Annotated in this window: 15 protein-coding genes, 1 tRNA gene and 3 pseudogenes; 6 read left to right on the top strand and 13 right to left on the bottom strand. The window is 42.5% G+C overall.

The genetic code is table 11. The annotated features are described in order from the left end of the window. Positions 1 to 614 precede the first annotated feature (614 nt). A pseudogene (locus M8E35_RS15435) lies at positions 615 to 1,805 on the top strand (IS256 family transposase). Here M8E35_RS15435 and M8E35_RS15430 read toward each other — a convergent pair. From M8E35_RS15430 to M8E35_RS15395, 9 genes and pseudogenes are all read right to left on the bottom strand, one after another. After that, a complete protein-coding gene (locus M8E35_RS15430) occupies positions 1,791 to 1,967 on the bottom strand; it encodes a hypothetical protein (protein WP_252470064.1) in 177 nt (58 codons plus the stop codon). The pseudogene M8E35_RS15435 and the gene M8E35_RS15430 sit on opposite strands and share 15 nt — an antisense overlap. Before the next feature lie 362 nt (positions 1,968 to 2,329). Beyond that, entirely contained in the window at positions 2,330 to 3,016 is a 687-nt protein-coding gene (locus M8E35_RS15425) for an RNA-dependent RNA polymerase family protein (protein ID WP_252470063.1), read from the bottom strand. Between the two features lie 140 nt (positions 3,017 to 3,156). Continuing rightward, positions 3,157 to 4,971, bottom strand: a complete 1,815-nt coding sequence (locus M8E35_RS15420; protein WP_252470062.1) for a reverse transcriptase/maturase family protein — start codon at positions 4,969 to 4,971, stop codon at positions 3,157 to 3,159. 449 nt (positions 4,972 to 5,420) lie between these two features. Continuing rightward, the gene (locus tag M8E35_RS26535) at positions 5,421 to 5,549 is read right to left on the bottom strand and encodes a hypothetical protein (protein ID WP_289710859.1); all 129 of its coding nucleotides are present in this window, start codon (positions 5,547 to 5,549) and stop codon (positions 5,421 to 5,423) included. Positions 5,550 to 5,579: 30 nt separating this feature from the next. Continuing rightward, on the bottom strand, positions 5,580 to 6,827 hold the full coding sequence (gene ltrA, locus M8E35_RS15415; RefSeq protein ID WP_252470061.1) for a group II intron reverse transcriptase/maturase: 1,248 nt from the start codon (positions 6,825 to 6,827) through the stop codon (positions 5,580 to 5,582). Between the two features lie 549 nt (positions 6,828 to 7,376). After that, positions 7,377 to 8,233, bottom strand: a pseudogene (locus M8E35_RS15410) (reverse transcriptase domain-containing protein); the annotation flags it as partial. Between the two features lie 1,505 nt (positions 8,234 to 9,738). Continuing rightward, positions 9,739 to 9,905: pseudogene (locus M8E35_RS27180) on the bottom strand (IS4 family transposase); the annotation flags it as partial. 534 nt (positions 9,906 to 10,439) lie between these two features. Continuing rightward, a complete protein-coding gene (locus M8E35_RS15400; RefSeq protein ID WP_252470060.1) occupies positions 10,440 to 10,652 on the bottom strand; it encodes a hypothetical protein in 213 nt (70 codons plus the stop codon). 354 nt (positions 10,653 to 11,006) lie between these two features. After that, a complete protein-coding gene (locus M8E35_RS15395) occupies positions 11,007 to 11,216 on the bottom strand; it encodes a hypothetical protein (protein WP_252470059.1) in 210 nt (69 codons plus the stop codon). Positions 11,217 to 11,923: 707 nt separating this feature from the next. Between M8E35_RS15395 and M8E35_RS26960 the strand changes: the two genes are divergently transcribed. Beyond that, positions 11,924 to 12,106, top strand: a complete 183-nt coding sequence (locus M8E35_RS26960; RefSeq protein ID WP_373887457.1) for a tyrosine-type recombinase/integrase — start codon at positions 11,924 to 11,926, stop codon at positions 12,104 to 12,106. Between the two features lie 144 nt (positions 12,107 to 12,250). Here M8E35_RS26960 and M8E35_RS15385 read toward each other — a convergent pair. Continuing rightward, positions 12,251 to 12,325: transfer RNA gene (locus M8E35_RS15385), tRNA-Thr, on the bottom strand. Positions 12,326 to 12,452: 127 nt separating this feature from the next. Between M8E35_RS15385 and M8E35_RS15380 the strand changes: the two genes are divergently transcribed. The 4 genes from M8E35_RS15380 (at position 12,453) to murC (ending at position 17,208) form a co-directional block, all read left to right on the top strand. Then, a complete protein-coding gene (locus M8E35_RS15380; RefSeq protein ID WP_252470058.1) occupies positions 12,453 to 13,571 on the top strand; it encodes a hydrogenase small subunit in 1,119 nt (372 codons plus the stop codon). Positions 13,572 to 13,581: 10 nt separating this feature from the next. Then, positions 13,582 to 14,985 carry a nickel-dependent hydrogenase large subunit gene (locus M8E35_RS15375; RefSeq protein WP_252470057.1) on the top strand — a complete coding sequence of 468 codons (1,404 nt, stop codon included), beginning with the start codon at positions 13,582 to 13,584 and terminating at the stop codon, positions 14,983 to 14,985. A gap of 122 nt (positions 14,986 to 15,107) precedes the next feature. Then, positions 15,108 to 15,764 carry a cytochrome b/b6 domain-containing protein gene (locus M8E35_RS15370; protein WP_252470056.1) on the top strand — a complete coding sequence of 219 codons (657 nt, stop codon included), beginning with the start codon at positions 15,108 to 15,110 and terminating at the stop codon, positions 15,762 to 15,764. Between the two features lie 91 nt (positions 15,765 to 15,855). Next, entirely contained in the window at positions 15,856 to 17,208 is a 1,353-nt protein-coding gene (gene murC, locus M8E35_RS15365) for a UDP-N-acetylmuramate--L-alanine ligase (protein ID WP_252470055.1), read from the top strand. Positions 17,209 to 17,278: 70 nt separating this feature from the next. Here murC and M8E35_RS15360 read toward each other — a convergent pair whose 3' ends face one another. The 3 genes from M8E35_RS15360 to M8E35_RS15350 are packed head-to-tail and all read right to left on the bottom strand — an operon-like array spanning position 17,279 to position 20,076. Next, entirely contained in the window at positions 17,279 to 17,842 is a 564-nt protein-coding gene (locus M8E35_RS15360; protein ID WP_252470053.1) for a 5' nucleotidase, NT5C type, read from the bottom strand. Between the two features lies 1 nt (position 17,843). Then, positions 17,844 to 18,617, bottom strand: coding sequence for an NAD(+) synthase (nadE, locus tag M8E35_RS15355; RefSeq protein ID WP_252470051.1), 774 nt, complete (start codon positions 18,615 to 18,617; stop codon positions 17,844 to 17,846). Next, positions 18,604 to 20,076, bottom strand: coding sequence for a nicotinate phosphoribosyltransferase (locus M8E35_RS15350; protein ID WP_252470049.1), 1,473 nt, complete (start codon positions 20,074 to 20,076; stop codon positions 18,604 to 18,606). Before M8E35_RS15350 ends, nadE begins: the two co-directional genes overlap by 14 nt. Between the last annotated feature and the right edge of the window lie 421 nt (positions 20,077 to 20,497).

Here is a 20,497-nt window from a genome sequence, read left to right as displayed (position 1 = left end):
TAGGAAGACTATTACCCAGTAATAAAATGTTGTATGGTTTGTGGCGAAAAGTTGCTGGTTTTACTTGACTGCTTACAGTAACCTTAACCAAAAGCTAGACACATAAAAGTCATGCAGCTTATTCGCATCTATAAGACTTTGTATCCATCGCCCTACTTCATCCTGATTATTGGCATTCAATCCTGACACAGCGATTACCCTTATCAATTAATCAATTAACACTTAATGGACATGCTTCATAGTATAAGTTATGGGCCTTCTCATTCTGTCTTATGAGATTAAAATGTGGAGGTGAAATTAAATGTTTATAGGAATCATCGTAGTTTTATTGTTAATCATTTGGTTAATTTTAAAGATTATATTTTAACGCTTATATTTACTCCAAAAGGCCTAGGTTAACGCCTAGGCCTTTTACATTGGCCCTGTTATTCCCTTTGTAACAACAATGCCTTAATTGCTTTAGTTGGAATTGTATTTTTACTTGCCAGGCTAATATGGAGATAAGGTATTATAAATTTCGCAAATTAAAATTGTCCAAATAAATAGGGACATAAACGCAACTGCTTGGTAAGATAAAGTTACCACACAAAATCTACCAAAAAGGAGCTGCGAATATGTCTGAGAAAATTATACACTTAAATGAAGGCGCAATAAAGCAGGATGTTAAAGGAATTAGTACGCAATAGTGTGGAGGAAACACTTAACAATTTATTGGAACAAGAAGCAGCGGAGTTAACAAATGCCAGTCGATATGAGCGTACAGAAGAACGTAAAGGCTACCGATCTGGACATTATGAGCGAAATCTAACGACAACCTCTGGAGAAGTTAAGTTAAAAATGCCTAAGCTAAAAGGTGTAGCCTTTGAAACTGCCATCATTGAGCAATACCGCCGTAGGGAAAGTTCAGAGAAGAAGCTCTCATTGAAATGTATTTAGCAGGAGTTTCGGTTCGGCGTGTGGAGGATATAACCCAAGCCCTATGGGGCAGCAAGGTCTCTGCCGGAACCGTCAGCCAGTTAAACAAAAAGGTATATGGTCACATTGATACATGGCGTAATCGACCGTTAAAAGGCAAGTATCCCTATGTTTAGGTTGATGGCATCTATCTAAAACGCAACTGGGGTGGCGAGTATGAGAACGTAGCGATCCTGATCGCCATGGCGGTCAATGAAGACGGTTACAGAGAGGTAATAGGAGCTTCTGAGGGAATGAAAGAAGATAAAGTAAGTTGGCAAGAATTCCTGAAAAGCTTAAGAGAGCGTGGACTTTCAGGAACCCAATTATTTATCGGTGACAAATGCCTGGGATTACTGGAAGCAGTCAACGAAACCTTTCCTAACGCCAAATTCCAACGCTGTAATGTTCATTTTTACCGAAACGTATTCTCAGTAACCCCTCGTTCAAAGATGAAAGAAGTAGCGGCCATGCTTAAGGCAATCCACGCCCAAGAGGATAAAACTGCAGCCAAAGAGAAAGCAGCTGTCGTTGTAACCAAACTTCGGGATCTGAAGTTAAAAGAAGCCGCTAGAAAGGTTGAAGACAGTATTTTGGAGACCTAAACCTACATGGATTTTCCTCAGGCCCACTGGTCAAAACTTCGTAGTAACAATGTCATCGAAAGGCTGAACCGAGAAATTCGCCGCAGAACCCGTGTCGTGGGTACATTTCCAGATGGCAACTCTGCTTTGATGTTGGTCTGCTCTCGTCTAAGATATGTAGCCAGCAAAGATTGGGGAACAAAGCTTTATATGAGCATGAAACATCTTGAGGAACTGAACAAAGAAAATAACCTAGTGGCTGGTTAATTTCCAGAAACCATCCGGACATTCTGGGGTAGACTTGACATGGGACCCTACGTCGGATGCTTCAATAGGTCGAGGGATGAGGCTCATATGATGTATTCCTTCTTCGTAGCCCCATTCCAACCCTAAAGATAGCAATAGGTAAAGCTTTGATACAATCTCCACTTTTTCCCCTGCTCCACACCGCACGTGCCATTTTTATGGCATGCGGCGTTCCATCAATCTAAAATTACTTCCTTAATATCACAATATTTCCTACTATTACTCTGAATTTATTCACTTTAACTAACTGCTTTTTAGATAGTTCGAGTTTCGCCAGTATTTGATGAATTGTCTCGGATTTGGTTGCATGTATCAATCTGTGGATATCAGGAGAGATTATGACTAGATTTTGGTATTTGTCATTGCCATTATCGTTAATTGGGATAATATGACGACAGTGGAAATCATTTACCTTTAATCTTACACCGAGTAACTACATTTTCCGCTTTGAGCAGAAAATAGGGATATTCGATTGTCGTTATACTCTATGCTTGATTTACTACTGGATTTTTCACCAGATAAACCAACTCGAAGTCTGATACTTTGTCAATTGATTTGTGAATGAGCTTTCTCCCTTCAGGCGTATATTTGTTGACCTGTTTAGAGAAGTTCATTGCATTCTTAGTTTTACATGCTGACATGGGGAATATGATGAGGCCCTTAACATATGTCTTCTTCTTGTCATATCCCTTGTATTTCTCCAAATATATCATGCTAGGAGAGCCTGTCTTAGTGGATATTGACTTCCACCTTATTTTAATTAGCCTATCAAGATAATATCCGATTTTTGAGAAGTCAAGGGTACAATGTGTTGCTATACGGTAATAGTTGTGGGTTCCAAGAACATAAGAATTGTAGAGACTTCTATTTTTGGCTGTTGGATTCTTCTGGATTTTATTGATTAGCTCTTTCCCTTTTGCCATTATTTTAGTGATGGCATTAGATTTTATCCTTGAGTTAGCTACTCTCTTTTTACCCTTAACGACAGCTTTGATTGAGAACCCTAGGAACTCAGATGTTTTCTTTCGCAAGTTTGTAATCTTGGATTTATCTGGACTTATTTCAAGGTTTAATCTTTCTTTAAGCCAGAGTTTAACTGCGACGAACATTCTTTCTGCTACATCTCTGGTTGGACACATGATTTTAAGGTGAGTAGACCGGGGGAATTTCACCCCCAGTCTCTCTCAGAACCGGACTTGAAGTAGAGTAGGCACCCAGCGAGTTGCTATCCGAAAATAGTACTTTTCCAGATGCCCCTCTCAGAACGGAGCGTGCAAGTTTCCTGTGCACTCCGCTCGCCAGTGATTCACTGTCAGCCGACATTAGCGCATATAAATCTCTTACCGTCATACTTACCTGAGTGGATTCTGGCGTGGCATTCGAGACATACTGCGAGTGTTTTCCTTCTCATAGCCGTCATTCGTTTCATCCATTCCGGTTTTTCTTTTCTACCATTATTTTCTAGGTCTTTCAGTTTCTTGACGTGGTGCATTTCAATATTTCCACTTGATCCACATAACTCACATGTATCCTTCATTAGACGATCAATAAGTTGGCTCTTAATGCTGAACACTTTCCCTATTGGTAACGCGTCCACAATTACAGCATCCTTCTTGTATCCGAGCTTAAACCCCCCGAAGTAAGCGACCAACGGCTTTTTACCTTCACGTTTTACTTCCGTTTGAAGCACCTTATAACTTTGTCCGTCCGTTTCACGAGTCGTTTTGTACAACTTGAAGATTTTGTTGACCGTCGTTTTGAACTTATTCGCAAGGGTACGTGCCAAAGACAATTCCATTGTTCTCTTGAGACCATGCAACTGATGAGCATTATACGCAAGAAGATAGTATTGAGCGAATCCACGAAATTCGGACTGGTATTGGGAAATAATATCAAAATCGGAGTTGACCGTCCGCTCTTTTCGATGAATTGGTTTTCCGCTCTTCTTATATTGTCTTGCTTTGTCTTTCATCTTCTCATCTGGAACGCGAAAGCCGATCACCCCATTGATGCTGCGTTGTCCTCGTTTGTCATGTTTCGTATCCTGATGCAGTACGTGGATGTCATAGCCGAGAAATCGCGCTTTTTCGGTTTTCGCATGGGTAATCAAGGTCTTTTCTTCGCTAAGCGTTAATTTTAGCTCACTCACGAGAAAGGTTCTAATTTGTTCCTTGACCTTGATCGCATCCTGCATAGGGCCTGAAACGCCCAATAACCAGTCATCCGCATAACGGATATAATAGAGTCGTCTGAATGCCGGGTCATTCGTATCTTTGGAAGGCATGGATTGTCTCTGCTTGTTGAGCTCCTTTACTATCTTCCAGTCTTGATGGCGCATGTGCTTTTTAACTTGGTTGCTCAGCGCTTTGTAGGTTTTGTTCTCTGTCCTTCTGCCCCCGCAGTTATAGACAGGGAGGATGTGATTCTCCATAAACTGGTCGAACTTGTCCATATAGAGGTTAGATAGCAAAGGACTTAAAATCCCACCCTGCGGGCATCCGCTTAGGGTAGCGTTATATTTCCAGTCTTCCATATACCCACATTCCAGAAAGTGTTTCATCAGTCTCACGAAGCGATTGTCTTTCACTTTTTCAGCCAGAATTCCAAGTAGAATGCCGTGATCGATACTGCCAAAACAGTCGCGGATATCGCCTTCAACGAACCATTTTACACTTTTCCAACCACCTTTAGCCCGAATAGAATCCAGTGCCGTGTGGCATCCCCGATTGGAACGGAAACCGTGAGAGGCGTTGCTGAATTGCGGATCAAAGTAGATATTCAGAATCAGACGAATGACTTCTTGGAGTAATTTGTCTGACCATGTTGGCAGTCCGAGAGGGCGTTGCTTCTTGCTACCCTTTTTCTTGACATACATACGTCTGACGGGCGCAAAACGATAGGTTTCCTTTTTCAGTTGATCGATAATTCGATCAATCTTGGCAATGGACACGCCATCAACTGTTTCGTCTGTCACGCCCTTCGTCATCGCGCCGCTGTTGGCATAAATATTTTTGTAAGCGATAAGATACAATTCTTTGTTGTAGAGCAAACGGTAGATGCGATATAACGGTAATTTTCGCTTGCCTCTGTCGCCGATGATATCCAATACTTTTTCGGCCTTCTGCATTTCGCATACCTCCAAGCGATTGATATCGTAACCACCTGTCTTCCTTCTCCTGATCTCCCGCATACTCGGTTACCCTTTCGGTGGTACAAACGATCCAGCGGCATATATTAAAGTCCGCCTGTGCAACGGTCATTACAACCGCCACGTTGGATACTACGAAGACTCCGTTCCCATAGAAGTCGCCTCCCTTAGGGAATCCCATGTTCTGCGCAGGAAGAACGTAATAGTCCGACTTAGGTTCCCACTCATTACCTTGCTTGAACTCATTGTTCAATGTCTTATGACTCTGGATTTCTCCGAAAGAAACGCTATTTCGGATATGCCATAAGTGAGGAGCATTTAGATTGTGTATCCTCAGATGTGAGCTTCCATCACTGGTAATTTAAGTTTAGGCAGTCTAGCTTTAACCGTATCGGACAGAACTTGCGCAACCTGATTCTACACAATCTTCAAATCATCCGCGCTTTATCACCATGCTCTTGTTCCCTCTTCCTTTCGAATTCAGGTAAGGTGTTGTTCTCAAAGTGTTTCCAAGGACTTTGATCCGGTAACCGGACAATTCTTTCTACGTATGACACAGCGCACCCTCTCGGCTCATCCGGCTCCCATTATCCAGCCCCGGGCAAAATCCCCATTTGCCATTGAACGAATAGCTTCTGCTCGCGTCTAGCAACTCTGCCAAGCCAAGCGTTTGCCCGCCGTTGATGTATTTCTAGTTTCTTGTATTTACGTCTAGCCCATCGAACCAGCGCTCGATTCATGTGTCTAAGTACAGAGTACATTTCCGACTTGTAAAAGCGTCCATAGTAATTGACCCATCCCCTTAGTACGGGATTAAACATGTGGGACAAATCTTCCAGAGATTTATCTGGCTTCAGGTGCATGCGCCAGTCATGTATTGTTTGTTGCATAGCCTTCTTTGCTTTGTTGCTGACAGCTGGCGTAAAGTTTATGAAGAACTTTCCATCTTTGTTCTTTGATCTCCTTGGGCGAAATGTATATCCAAGAAAATCAAAGGTTGTCTCAAGATGGTTTCCGCGCCGGTCATCATCCTTGCAGTAGACAATACGTGTTTTTATCGGATGAAGTTCCAAACCACATTCTGCAAACCGTGTCTCCAAACTCTTCCGTAGTCTTTCGGCGTCTTGTCTGCTACGGCAGTGCGCCACAGCATCATCTGCGTATCGAGCAAACGGTTTGTTTGGGTGGTACTTTTCCATCCATTTGTCAAACGCATAATGAAGAAACAGATTTGCTAAAACCGGACTAATGACTCCACCCTGCGGAGTTCCTTTCGTCCGTTCCTCGACTGTTCCGTCTGGCATTTGAAAAGGTGCCTTAAGCCATCTTTTAATATATAAAATAACCCAAGGATTGTCCGTATGTTTGTAGACTGCTTTCATTAGTAATTCGTGGTCAATATTATCAAACAACCCCTTAATATCGAATTCTAGTACCCAATCATACCTCCAGCATCGCTGGCGAGTAATCTTGAGTGCGTCAATAGCAGACTTACCCGGACGGTATCCATATGAATCGGGATGAAAATAGGGTTCTACCCTTGGTTCAAAATAGATTTTCGCCACCATTTGCGCTACACGATCGGCCACCGTTGGCACTCCAAGCATGCGCGTTCCGCCATTTTTCTTCGGTATTTCCACCGCCTTCACGGCTGGTGGAAAGTAACTACCGGATGACATCCTGTTCCAAATCTTATAGAGGTTGTTCTTTAAATTGGCCTCGAACGTTTCTAGGTCCTCTCCATCGATACCAGCCGCACCCTTATTCGCTTTTACTCTCATAAATGCCTCTACCACGACATGTTTGGAGATTTCATAAGACTTTGTTTCGTCCATTGGTTCCTCCCTTGCGGTTGACCGCTATTCAAAACTGGATAACACAACCCCTTTGCCTCCACATCCATTACGAAGTCTCATCACTACTACAGGTTGTTCCGCCCCTGCACTCCGCATCGATACTTTCATCCTTGTGGGTCTTCCACTTGAATTTTTCTCTTAGCATCGAAGTGCAGGTTCCCACGTTCCACACAAAAGCCTATGCTATGTTCAAGCCACCTTCATGCCGGCCACCGCCTGGACAGTAAACAGGTTTCCTCCAGACTTATCCCGGGCCAACGACTACCTCCCGGTTTTGATGACGTTCCTACGCTTTCGACACGTTATCAGCGGTTCATCTGTATTCTTCTCCATAGCACATACCTGACGAGGTCAAGCCTCGCCTTTTCCTTAACGCTCACTACCATGGCTTTTGACCAAAGCAGCTTAAGGTGGTTTGAAATCTCTACCTGTATAGCGATTCCGAGGGGCCTACCCTCATCTTCTGTGCAGCATGGCTGCTATTCAAGCGACAGTTTCTGTCGCTTGAACGCGCCTTCGTGGCGCACAGTCATCTGCATACCGAATGATGTAGCATTCCTTGAGCTTTGTGCTATCGCGTAACGCCCTAAGTTTGTGATCATTTCGGACATACGGGTATGAAGATTCAAGACTTTCCCATTGATTACTAATCCACCAATCTAATTCATTTAGGACTATGTTGGAAAATAACGGAGAACATAATCCACCCTGAGGAACTCCCTTAGTGGGGATTCCTATTCCTTTAATTTCCGCCTTTAACATAGCTGATATAATGCAGAGAAGGTTTTTATCCTGAATTCCAATAGTCCACATCTGTTTAAGAAGCTTTCCATGGTTTACATTATCAAAGAAGCCTAATATGTCTATATCCACAACAAAGTGTAGGTGCTGTATGTTAATCATCTTGGCCATTGTGGCTTTAGCATGTTCAGTGCTTCTATTGGGTCTAAAGCCATAGCTATGATTATGAAACTTCGCTTCACAGATTGGCTCAAGAATTTGAAGTATACACTGCTGAATCAATCGATCGGACATAGTGGGAATACCGAGAGGACGCAATTTTCATTGTCTTTTAAAATTTCTATCCGTCTGACCGATTGCGGTGTGTAGCGCTTTAATCTTCCTCTTACCATTGTAAGAACCTGTTCATTTGTCATATCTGCAATGTCCTTGATAGTTAAACCGTCAGTGCCCTCTGTCTTACTTCCTGTGTTAGCCTTGATATTTCGATAGGCCAACAGAATGTTGTTTTCTTCTACAATTTTATCGTATAGTTTATTAAAATTTGCACCATTAAGACTTCTTTTATACAATTTATCAAAGTTACTTTGTTGCCCATAATATTCATTGTGGCGCAACTTGGTATTCGCGGTAGTGGTAGCCATAGTCGGCAACACCTCCTTTCGAGGTTAGCCTCTTTTAGTCTCACCAGAACCTATGGAATAATTATGTGGTAGTAAGTTTTCATTTATAATAGATTGACTTGGGCCTATCCCTCCACCACTTATTATCACGGTTTCATTGGTACTGTGACCCTACTTTCACGAAGGGGATAGTTCATTGGTTATAAGACCTCACTATTCTTCGCTTACCACGTTCCAACATCTCTATCTGTGCATATACCCTTAGGTAGTTCCTCTGGGTTTGTAGACGTGATGATGCCTGTAACATCATAAGGGTTTTCAGGGCTACCAGTTTTACTAACCCTCATCTACCAATCAATTAATTGTCTGACATTTCTATCAGTTCGGATAATCCCCCGTACGCTCGGAACTTCGTCGGTAGTTATTAGCTACATTCTTACCATAGGTGTTTTATAGACTTCCGCACTATAGATCGCGCCAACCACCTCTGGATGGGTTTCCCACAGGGTTTGATTCCCATAGGGCAATTCTCATGCGACTTCACCGAGCTTCAGACAATTCAAAGCTCATACATCTAATGCCTGTCGGAGTATTAAAGAAAACCTTTCAATGGCCAATGTCTAGATTTTCTTATGTGTCTAGAAACGTGTCGCACGGTAGCATCCTCAGCCCCCATATCAAGTCTTAATGTGGGGTCACCGTTAACTAAATTATTTAACCAAGCAGATATTAATTTTGCGAAAAACTCTTGACGGTACCCGCGAAGAGCTGGCCACGCGGATCCTGCCACTTCAAAGCGCCTCTATGGCATGTATACGCTGGCATGAAAGATTAAGCTGCAAGGTTCCATTGAGAATGCTTTAAAACCTGAAGCAAAAAAGGAACCCGAGCCCCCAGAACCTATCTCAGGAAGTGCCAAAATAATTGCCTTCCCTAAAAAGAATCTTGCATAGATGAATATTTATACAGACTTAAACAACCCTCAGGAAAATTTCTAGGCGTTGCGTTGTATCTCCCTACATGGTCATGATAGTCCACAAAACATGAAACAGTATCATTATCGCCGACTATCATCAAGCCGCAAGGAGCAAATTATTTGATATTGTAATATACTCAGTAAAGGGGAAATGACTTTCATTTTCAATGTAATGAATTCCGACATATTTTTTTTAGTTGCTTCACCGGAAAATAGTCATTTACTAAAAAAAACATTACCTGTCCGATAACTGTCCAATCTTCTTGCATAAATTTGTTACCACCTATTCTGAACCAAAGGTAAAATATATCTTATACAGCGCAAGTAGTGCTGGCCTCTGAGAGGGCCTTTGCATTGGCTGAGTCCTATAAACCCAAAACTTCATATTCCAAGGATATGATTCTCATCTAATGGAAATTAGTTACATTTGGAGCATTGTTTTAGGGCTGGCTACGTAACCAATGATTACTATTATGGTTTGCACAAGGAATAAGAGTCAGATTACGTTTTTTCCTTACTCTCACTGTAAGCTTCGGTACTAGGTTTCAATTCACATGCACGTTCCGCGCAGTTGTGCAAATAAAACCTTGATATAACTGGGCAATTCAATAATCCAGTTGTGTAGTTGACCAGCGATTCTTTGTTCTTGGGTTTATTCGGTAGTAGATCGAATACAAATGCGATCAATTGGCGCAAGGCTGTTTTTAAAGTAAGATCGGTAAACAGTAGGAGGCGGCTGCCTGAGCTACAGTTAGTGCATCCGTATACTCATCCCCTGCAACAAAGAATCCAGCAAGACTATCCTTTGCAGGAAACGATCTGTAATTAGCATTGCGGTATCGTACATTGTATATCCAGCGATCCTATCAACAGAGATACTAAGCCTTTTCAGATACTTTTCGATGGTTTGACTAACTACTGCTGTCCCACCAACGATTACGGCTTTTGAAATATTATGTTTTTTTGAGTTGAGCTTCGGTCTTCGAATTAAGAGTGTCCACTTCAGTTATAAGGACTGGTGCATTGTATAACTTCGTCAAATGCAGGAATAGTTCAATCAAAGAGGTTTTACATGCAAGTAGGACTAACGAAAAACGAAAGCAATACTTAGTCCAATAACGCCTTTCCGGGCGTTATTCTCATGATCTCCTTACTGCGCATAATGAGTCTGTTGTGAAGCTTATCTAATCACATAACATTGTTACCCATAAAAAATAACCGTCACATTGACGGTTATTTTAATACCTTTACCTAATTGCTCAACGGATTTTCAGCCCGTGGAAGTTGCCCATCTAACTCCTCAATGATAGTTAGTAGCATAGTCTGATCGATGCATTGATCGATTAGTGCTAAACATTCAAGAAGTTGCTCAATTTGTTCCTGCTTAACCTCTGGGGCATTAAGCAAGAAATCCAGATTTAAATTAAGCTGTTCTATCAGTTTATTTTTAAACTGTTTTCTCAAAGCAATCGCCCCCTAACGTAAAGGATGATCGGCAGCTGTTGCCACAACTGCCGATCGGAACATATAGTATACAGTGCATCCTACAAAGGTGGATTAGTGCAGGTGTGAGCCTACGACTCTTATATCCTGATTTATTATACGGCGCTTCCAATATTTGTGCATCCGTATAAGCTACAGGATAAATAAATAATTTCCCAGGTATTCCCTACAGTTTAATTCTCCACAAAACTTATTACGTTCCAGGGACCAGATTATTAGGGGGTCGCCCAAAATCTTTTTCATCGCTAGCACTTTGCCAAATTAAAAGCGTGTTTATCGGTAAACATCGATTCCACATAATGCGTCTGATGTCTACTACACTGTGTAAGCTTCTCCTGTAATTGCCTCATAATCAATTACACTAAGTTTGCCCGCTACAACTTCCGATTTAAGGAATAACTTATCTTTGGTAACACTGTAATACTCTGCATAAGAAATAAATCCGTAACCCACACAGCGTTGAAGTCCAGCCTCGTTTGTGTACTTATTTTCATAGTAGAACTTAGCTTTCTCGAAGTTTGTCATGTTACATTCCTCCCATTTCTATCGTCATTAATCTTGTGTCTAGGTCAAACACTAAGGATTTAAGACCGCCTACTTCCTCGCTCAAAGGCACTTGATAAACTGATTCAGGTTGCTCCTCTGGTGGCAAATTCGGATCTGGATAGCTAAACTCTACTGCTAACGTGTCAGGATTAACCCTATACCCGTTGCACTCTGCAAAGTCTTGTCGATACTGTCCGTACTCTAACTGAATAACTCCTACTGTTTCTGGTACTCGTTACGCTAGTTCGACATAAGATACAAAATCTGCTTCCCACGTTGTTTCTCTAACGCCACCACGCATTTAAGCTTTGTCTAGTATTACGTTTCCAATTGTTTTGTCGAAATAAATTCTTCTTCCGATATACATAGCAGTAACTAATGTTGCAGTTGAATGTGTCCAGCTTGTACCGTTATGAAAAAAATCCAGCATGATAGCCCCTGTATTCGCGTAAACCCCTATGGCATAATTGTCGTCTCTTTGGTAGCTAATATAGCTGAGGGCCTAAACGTCAACCCTGTAACTTCTAGCAGACCATAAGAACCGTATCCATAGTCAGTACCATTAGTAGTTGACTTTACACCGATTGCCCACTTCTTCCCCGTCTTAATCCCTGGCACTACCGCAAGTATATCTGACCATGTAGCATCCGTAGGAAGGGCAATCCCTCCGTCTGTATCTTAATTAAGTGTGTGATCCCTCATCAAAACTTTATGCTCTTCGCCATACTTTTGCTTCGATTCTCCTGAAGAAGCCAGAGGATTTAAGAATTATTCAGGAGCTACTCGGTCACACTGACATAAGGACAACTAAAATCTATACCCGAGTCCGAAGAAAACTAAAAAGAAAAAGTAGCCTCGAAAATAGATAGCCACTTGAGACCAAAGAAAAAGAAAAAAGGCGTTGCAGCAACGTAAAAAACTGGGTTGCAACGCTATTGCAACGATAAGTAAAAATGAGCCAATTCCACGAAATGCAAAAACCCCGCAATCGCTTGCGGGGTCTAAGTTTCCTATGGAGCCGATGGTCGGAATCGAACCGACGACCTGCTCATTACGAGTGAGCTGCTCTACCTCTGAGCCACATCGGCATTTTACGGACGATAGTAATCTTACTTTATTTTAGCCGTTTAGTCAATATTATTTTCACATTATTTATGTAAAATTGAGTTTAATCTTCTCTTTTTGGAAATAATAACCTTTCAAGGAGGATTAAATATGTTAAGCCGACGTGACTTTCTGAAATTAGTGGTCAAAGGTGCTGTATTAGGGAATTTTTATCAGCTTATCTCTCCTCCTCTAGCAGAAGCCGTAGCAGCTGGTGAGGTTAAAAAACTTCCTGTGGTCATGATTGAGACTGGCACTTGTACCGGAGATAGTATCTCCCTTGATAATATTTGGACACCTACCTTTTCAGATATCCTCACCAACATTACCGATTGGCGTTATGATTGGACCATGATGCAAGCTCAAGGAGATGCTGCCTACCAAGTTCTTCAGGAAACGTATGAAAAAATGCCCAATGAATATATTCTCATTGTCCAAGGATCTATGATTCAACGTGACGGCGGTCATTATAACCATGTTGCTTATGAGAACGGCAAACTAGTTACAGGGCTGGAACTTGTTCGACGCCTAGGGCTAAAGGCAAAATACGTGGTTGCTATTGGACACTGTGCCACTTACGGCGGCCCGGTTGCCGGTTACCCTAACCCAACCCAATCAACTGGCGTCCAGAACATCCTTCCTGAACGGAGAGTCATTAACGTTTCAGGATGTCCTGCCCATCCAGATTGGATTATGGGGACCCTACTCCATTTAGCCTTATATGGTGAACCTGAACTTGAAAAATATGGGCGGCCAAAACTATTTTATGGAGAAACCATCCATAACCGCTGTCCTCGCAGGCGCTATTATGACCAAGGGATTTTTGCCACAGAAATTGGACAGAAGGAATGCCTTTTTCGTGTCGGCTGTAAAGGACCAGTCACCTATGCCGACTGCCCGATTCGTCGTTGGAATGACCATATCAATTGGCCGATCGGCTGTAATACGCCGTGTATCGGGTGCACAGAACCCGGTTATCCGGATTTGATGTCCCCGTTCACCGTTCACTTGCCCGACATTCCCTTCCCCGGAGGCACAAAAGTTAACACGGACGCGATTGGGCTTGGAGTTTTAGGATTAACCTCCATAGCTATTACCGGACATGTCGCGACATCTCTCTATAAGGGTCGCATCCAAAAGAATTTACTTAGGACCTCTGTCAAAGCTCAACATCGGCCTGCCGTCAAAAAGGTCAAGACCTTTCATCAGTATCGGCTAAAGAAAACTTAAAAAATTAGGAGTGACTAAGCTGGAAAAGAAAATAATCTTTCCTGTGACTCGAATCCACAATCCTATGTTACTGGAGGCTTGGCTCGAAGACGGGGAAATTAAAGACGCCTTTATTTCCGATACACTTTATCGAGGGTTCGAACAAATTTTAATTGGACGTTCCGCCATGGATATGCCTTATTATACCCAGCGCATTTGTGGCATATGTTCTTCCGCTCATGCTATTACAGCCGCCCTCGCAGTAGAACAAGCTTTAGGAATGCATGTCCCTCCCAATGGGCAATTAATACGCAATCTAATCCTCACCGGTGATTTCATCCAAAACCATCTTCGTCACATCTACCTTTTCACCCTACCCGATTATTTTCGTGGACCGGATATTGCACCGTTTGTTCCCCATTCAGAAGCAGACCTACGCTTATCCAGCAAGGAAGATACACAAATGACCGAACACTATTTTAAGGCTTTAGATATATCTCGAGTTGCCCATGCTGCTTTCGGGGTTTTCGGAGGCAAGGCCCCTCATGGTCATGGGCTTGTTCCCGGTGGTGCTAGTATGGAAGTTGATGCTGATAAGGTGAATCGTTATCGCGGATATTTGATAGAGATCATGGGCTTTATTGACGATGTCCTTCTTCCAGATATTACTCTGATTATGAAGCGCTATCCTGAGTACGTTGACCTTGGAAAAGGGATCGGTAACTATATGTCAGTCGGTGGTTTTCCCAATCCAGAGGGAAGCACACTCTTCCCGCAAGGGGTCATTCTTCAAGGTAAGCGAGAAAGCTTTTCTGAAAAACATGTCACGGAAGATGTTACAAGTGCTTGGTACAAACCCCACGGTCCTCTCCATCCCATGGAAGAGGATACAGTCCCCGACCGCAGTCAGCCCAAAGGATATACCTGGGTTAAATCTCCTCGCTATCGTGGTCAACCCGTAGAAGCGGGCCCCTTGGCACGGGCCATTATCAACAAAGAAGAGGTCATAGGACATGGTGCCCTTGCCAGGACATGGGCACGCGCACTTGAAACCAAGAAGATCGCCAAAGCTGCTCTGGAGTGGCTCAATCGCCTTGAACCTGGGGCGGAAACACTTGATACAAAAATAGGGCAGGATTCCGGAGTAGGCATCGGACTCCACGAAGCGATGCGCGGAACCCTAGGGCATTGGGCGGCTGTTAAAAATGGGCGAGTTAAACATTTTCAAATCGTTACGCCTTCTGCTATAAACTTTGGTGCACGTGATGAAACAGGAACCCGCAGTGTCGGGGAAACATCGTTACTCGGATTAAAAATCCAATCCGATGATCTTAAGGAAGCGGGCCGTATTATTCGCTCCTTCGACCCTTGCTTTTCTTGCAGTGTGCATATTATTGACGGAGAAAAAGTACACGCCTTAAAAATCCAAGTCTGATCCTGAGTTCCGCTGGACATTCCCTTTAACAGTCCCTAATTTGAATATAGGCTCCTTACTTCTTCAATTTTACAAACTTATTCAGAGGCCAAATGTGTGATATAAAGGCAAGGTAGCTAATCATGAAACACCATGTCAAACTAAGAAAACCTCTCGTGAAACAACTTAAGAAAGGTAACGTGAAGGGAACTATTGTTCAGTCCCAGCCAATTTGGGTTAGAATCTTCCATTGGGGATTCGCCACAAGTCTAATTGTAGTAATCTTGACTGGCCTTCAGTTACATAAACCTGCAAGTTTTTTGGCCTTAAATTTCAGTAAAGTTTTAACTGCTCATCTAGTCTTTGGCTGGTTTTCAATGGGATTTTTGGCGATACGTATTGCTGACGCTCTAATCCGGCGGGATGATTCATTAATCCCCAAAATCCAGGACCTCAAACATTTCCCTCAACTTATGGCCTATTATTTCTTCCTGCGTTCTTCTCCGCCGCCAGCAAGAAAATATAATAGCGGGCAGCTATTGATCTACTTCTCATGGTTTCTCCTTTTTCTATTGGCAAGTTTTCTCGGACTGACTTCTTATTGGCAAGGGGAACACCTTATATGGGTTTGGCGGTTAATAGGAGGTTTTCAGGTACTTCGATGGACTAAGTTTATTATCACAATCTATTTTCTTGCGACAATACCTGTCCACATTTATCTAAGTCTAACTGAGGATATTAGCCGTCTTCAAGCAATGGTCACTGGTTATGAACGAAAACCCTCGCCAAACAACCGCTAGTAAAAATTTTCCTCAAATAAAATGATACTTTTTGCTTAAAGTTTGGGTATAATGGGGGGTAGAGTTTTATACATGAAAGGGACGATTCGCCTTGGCATTACATATTCATTTTGTTGGTATTAAAGGGACTGGAATGAGCGCTTTAGCTCAAATCAGCACTCAGATTGACGGGGCAACTATTACTGGGTCGGATGTAGAAGAGAGTTTTTATACAGATAGTGTCTTAAAACGTGCTAATATTCCTGTTTTAGGTTTTTCTCCGACCAACGTAGAAAACGCTGATTTGGTGGTCACCTCTGCAGCCTATACCAATCAGCATCCAGAAATCGCCCGGGCTTTGGAGTTAAATATCCCTGTCTTAAGTTATGCACAATATCTTGGGCATTTGCTTGCCAAAAAACGCGGAATTTGTGTTACTGGAACGCATGGAAAAACTACAACAACAGCCATGATGGGCCTTGTTATGCTGAAAGCTGGATTCGATCCAACGATTGTTGTCGGCAGTGATGTTCCTAGCATTGGTGGAAATGCACATACTGGGAAAGGGGAATTTTTCTTAGCAGAATCTTGTGAGTATCGACGCCATTTCCTTAATTACTCTCCAGAACATTTAATTATTACGAACATAGAATTTGATCATCCCGATTACTTTAAGGATCTCGAGGATGTCATCTCTGCATTTGCCGAACTAGCTTTAAAGGTACCTGAACACGGTCATATCTACGTATGGGATGAAGATCCAAACCGGAAATCCCTTAAATCAGATGCGCCTGTCACGACTTTTGGTCTGTCTGAATCTGCAGATATACGAGCAACGGAAATCCTGTTCAAAGACGAAAAGAGCTCTATGAAAATTATTATAAAAGGACAGTATATGGGGGATCTGGATCTCCATGTCGCGGGAAGACACAACATTGTAAATGCCTTGGCAACGATTGCCCTATGCTATGAAATTGGCATTCCCATTAAAGAAATCTTATCTAGTCTGAGCCAATTCAATGGGACGAAACGCCGTTTTGAACATGTCGGCAGCAATACAAATGGGGCCCTAATCGTTGATGACTATGCCCATCACCCAACAGAAATTCGCACGACATTAGAGGGGGCTCGCCTTTCTTTCCCTGATCGTCGCATCCGTGCTATTTTCCAACCTCATACTTTTAGCCGAACGGAAAAACTCTTGCTTGAGTTCTCGCAAGCTTTTCAGGGGGCAGACGAAGTTGTTATTGCAGATATCTTTGCCTCAGCCCGAGAACTTGATCATTACACTGTTTCTGCCCCAAATCTAGCCGAAATGATCTTAAAGCAAGGTATTCAGGCCCGCTACATTGGAACGTTGGATGACATTAAGCTCTATCTTAATGAAACTCTCGCACCCGAGGATCTCGTCCTTACTTTAGGGGCTGGGGATATCTACAAAGTGGGATTAGAAATCGTTAGTTAATATTAGATTTATGATAAAACAAAGGCCTTTCACACACTTCAAAATAAAGTGGCGAAAGGCCTTTTAAACGTTAAAGATTTTTCGGGCAGAGTTCTTGTATGCCTGTAATTATTTCCTCCCAACTATGGCAACGGGTAATGCCTGGAGGAAGCTCTTCTTGATTATAACTTGCATTTAATAGAAACACTGGCACCCCGCATTCCGCTATTAATTTAGCATTTACTTGGTAATCTTCGATAAACGCCTCGATTCCCCATTCTTTAACGAAGTCCACCTTACTGCCAAACCCTGTGAAGAGCACATGCTTATGATGGATTTCTCTTAACGCAAACCAGCGTACTGTGAGATCCTTTTGTTCAGGGGTTCGGGCTGTGATATAAATTACTTCATGTCCTTCCTGAAGAAGAGTTTCTATCCCTTCTTTTGCGCCAGGTACAGGTTCTGGCATCATGAGCAAACGTTCTATATTAGTCTCGAAAAAGTCGTTCATATCCTCAGTTGTTACATCAAAAGCTACATGCATATTATAATCGTCGATGAACGGTATATTCTTACCGTAGTGGCGATTTAACTCCTGTAACCAAATTGGATAGCTATCGGAAATTACTCCGTCAATGTCTACTCCTATACGCACGTTAATCTAACCTCTCAAGTTTCGGAAGCTCAAGGCTTGGCGGCATATTACGTTTATGTTCACTCTGACGATGGAGAGACTCAATACGTTCTTGAACTTCAGGCGAGACCTCTTCCCCCAGCAGATAGCGATCTATCTGATCATAGGTAATTCCTAGTTCAGATTCATCTGTCTGACCCGGCCACAGTCCCGCAGTCGGTACACGGGTAGCAATTCTCATTGGCAATCCCAACATCCTCGCCCAAGCGCGCACTTCTGTCTTAGTGAGTGAACTGATCGGCAAGAGATCGACACCGCCGTCACCATATTTAGTGAAATATCCAGTGTAGCTTTCAGGGGCATTGTCCGTTCCTACTACCATATAATTCATGGCATTAGCCACGGCATACAGTGTGGACATACGCAAACGAGCCTTCAAATTCCCTTGGCTCATCTTTTCAGCCACTAAATTACAGCTTATACTTTCCAAGCCCTTCTTGACTTGCCCCATGACCTGTGTATGGGCACCGCTCAGGTTTACCTCTATTGTTCTTATTTCGAAGCCCTCTGCAATCCATAATGCATCTTCTGTATCATCTGGATTAGAATGACTGGGCATAACTACTCCAATGCAATTTTCCGGAAATGCTCGACTGCAGAGCCCCGCGACTACAGCAGAGTCTACCCCCCCAGAGATTCCCACCACTACTCCCTTAGCGTTGGCTTCGGTAACTTTTTTTTGCAACCATTCCACTGTTTGATCAATTCGTGCTGATAATTCATTATCTGTCCACATTCTTACTCCACTCCTTGTTCGTTTCTTTAATATCATTGTGAATCGTCAAAAGTAATTGTTGTTTTAACTCAAAGAGATTGGTCGACAGATCTACAATATAGCGGTGGGGATTCGTCAATCGTTTCACTTCATCCCAGAAAGAGTCTAATTCTTTTCGAGCATAAAGTTGAATTTCTTTCAGATTCGGTAAGGCATACACTCGTTTTCCATCTCTAAAAACAGGCTTCAAGAGTTCTTTGGTTCGGAAATTTTTCAATGTCTTTCTTTTCCACGTCTGAATAGGATCGAAAATTATCAGCGGTTTATCTTCTTCAAAAACTTCATCTTCCAGGGCAATAAGATCTGCCATAGCTTTGCCTGCTCTATCGTAAAAGCGCACAACTTTCTTAATTCCAGGATTAGTGATCTTAGTAATGTTTTCCGAGACCTTCAAACGAGGATGGAAATTACCCGGTTCTCCTTCAGCGGCCAGTTTGTAGACCCCCCCTAAAGAAGGGTTATCCTTGGATGTAATGAGATTCGTTCCAACGCCCCAGGAATTAATCGCTGCCCCTTGAGCTCGAATGGCGAAGATAGTTTCCTCATCTAAATCATTTGATGCAACAATAATAGCATTCTTAAGTCCTGCTTCATCAAGCATTCGACGGGCTTCTTTAGACAAATACGTTAAATCTCCACTGTCCAGACGAATACCTAGGAAATGATGCCCTTCTGCCTCAAGCTCAAGCCCTACTTTAATCGCGTTGGGTACTCCAGATTTGAGGACATTGTATGTATCTACAAGCAACAAACAAAGATCCGGAAAAGTATGGGCATAGGCTCGAAATGCTTCCAATTCTGTTGGAAAACATTGAATCCAACTGTGCGCCTGGGTTCCAGCCACAGGGATACCATAACGCATCCCTGCTAAGACATTGGAGGTAGATTGACATCCACCGATGAAGGCTGCCCTTGCGCCTAGGACCCCTGCGTCTGGGCCTTGGGCTCTCCGCAAGCCAAACTCCATCACTGGACCTCCATCTGCTGCAGTGACTACACGGGAGGCTTTTGTAGCAATGAGCGTTTCAAAATTAACTAAGTTAAGAATAGTAGTCTCCAGCAACTGAGTTTCAAAAATACGCCCTTTAACACGCAATAGCGGTTCATACGGAAAGACAGGAGTCCCCTCTGGAATCGCATCGACGTCTCCCGTGAAGCGAAAGTTACTTAGCTCACTAATAAACTCCTCGTTAAATAAGTTTAGACTTCTCAAATACTTCAAATCCTCTTCCCCAAAGGTGAGGTTCTCAATATATTCAACGACTTGTTCAAGCCCTGCCGCCAAAGCATATCCTCCTTTAAACGGCAACGAGCGAAAGTAGACATCAAATACTGCCTCTTTATTCTGACAACCATTAACTAAATAACCCTGCATCATAGTTAATTGATAAAGATCTGTGAGCATTGTTCGGTTTTCCATTGATTATGCCTCGCTTCGTACTCTCAAACATAGTTCGATTTAATTCTATATACTATAGGATGCAATATCTTTTTAAAATCATGCGTGAGAATTTCGACCTTTATGCAGGATTTTCCTGCTTTATGCTAAAAATAAAGATACTTGACACGTTCTATGCCTACAAAAAAGGACCGACAGCACTAGTCTAAGTCAAATTTATACTAGCAAAAAAAGTGATATTTTCCTGACTGGCAACGGGTAAACTTTTACTTTATCCTAGATATAAAAGGAAACCTAAAGGCCTTGCTTTAGGTTTTTGTGTTTTTATGTCGGATTTTCGCGTACAAGAAAAATAGTTATCCACAAGAAAAGTCTAATTGTCCACTTTCCATCCCATGCTTATCCACCATAAATACATTGATTTTCGACCTTATCCACAGGT

It is taken from the genome of Desulfosporosinus nitroreducens, assembly GCF_023897015.1.
Taxonomy (GTDB): domain Bacteria; phylum Bacillota; class Desulfitobacteriia; order Desulfitobacteriales; family Desulfitobacteriaceae; genus Desulfosporosinus; species Desulfosporosinus nitroreducens.
Note: the sequence above shows the minus strand (reverse complement) of the source record. Positions and strands in the feature narration are given on the sequence as shown.

Excerpts from the sequence above, each read along its gene's own strand:
- M8E35_RS15420 (WP_252470062.1), bottom strand. The coding sequence starts at position 4,971 with ATGCAGAAGGCCGAAAAAGTATTGGATATCATCGGCGACAGAGGCAAG.
- ltrA (WP_252470061.1), bottom strand. The coding sequence starts at position 6,827 with ATGGACGAAACAAAGTCTTATGAAATCTCCAAACATGTCGTGGTAGAG.
- M8E35_RS15395 (WP_252470059.1), bottom strand. The coding sequence starts at position 11,216 with ATGACAAACTTCGAGAAAGCTAAGTTCTACTATGAAAATAAGTACACA.
- M8E35_RS15380 (WP_252470058.1), top strand. The coding sequence starts at position 12,453 with ATGTTAAGCCGACGTGACTTTCTGAAATTAGTGGTCAAAGGTGCTGTA.
- M8E35_RS15370 (WP_252470056.1), top strand. The coding sequence starts at position 15,108 with ATGAAACACCATGTCAAACTAAGAAAACCTCTCGTGAAACAACTTAAG.
- nadE (WP_252470051.1), bottom strand. The coding sequence starts at position 18,617 with ATGTGGACAGATAATGAATTATCAGCACGAATTGATCAAACAGTGGAA.
- M8E35_RS15350 (WP_252470049.1), bottom strand. The coding sequence starts at position 20,076 with ATGGAAAACCGAACAATGCTCACAGATCTTTATCAATTAACTATGATG.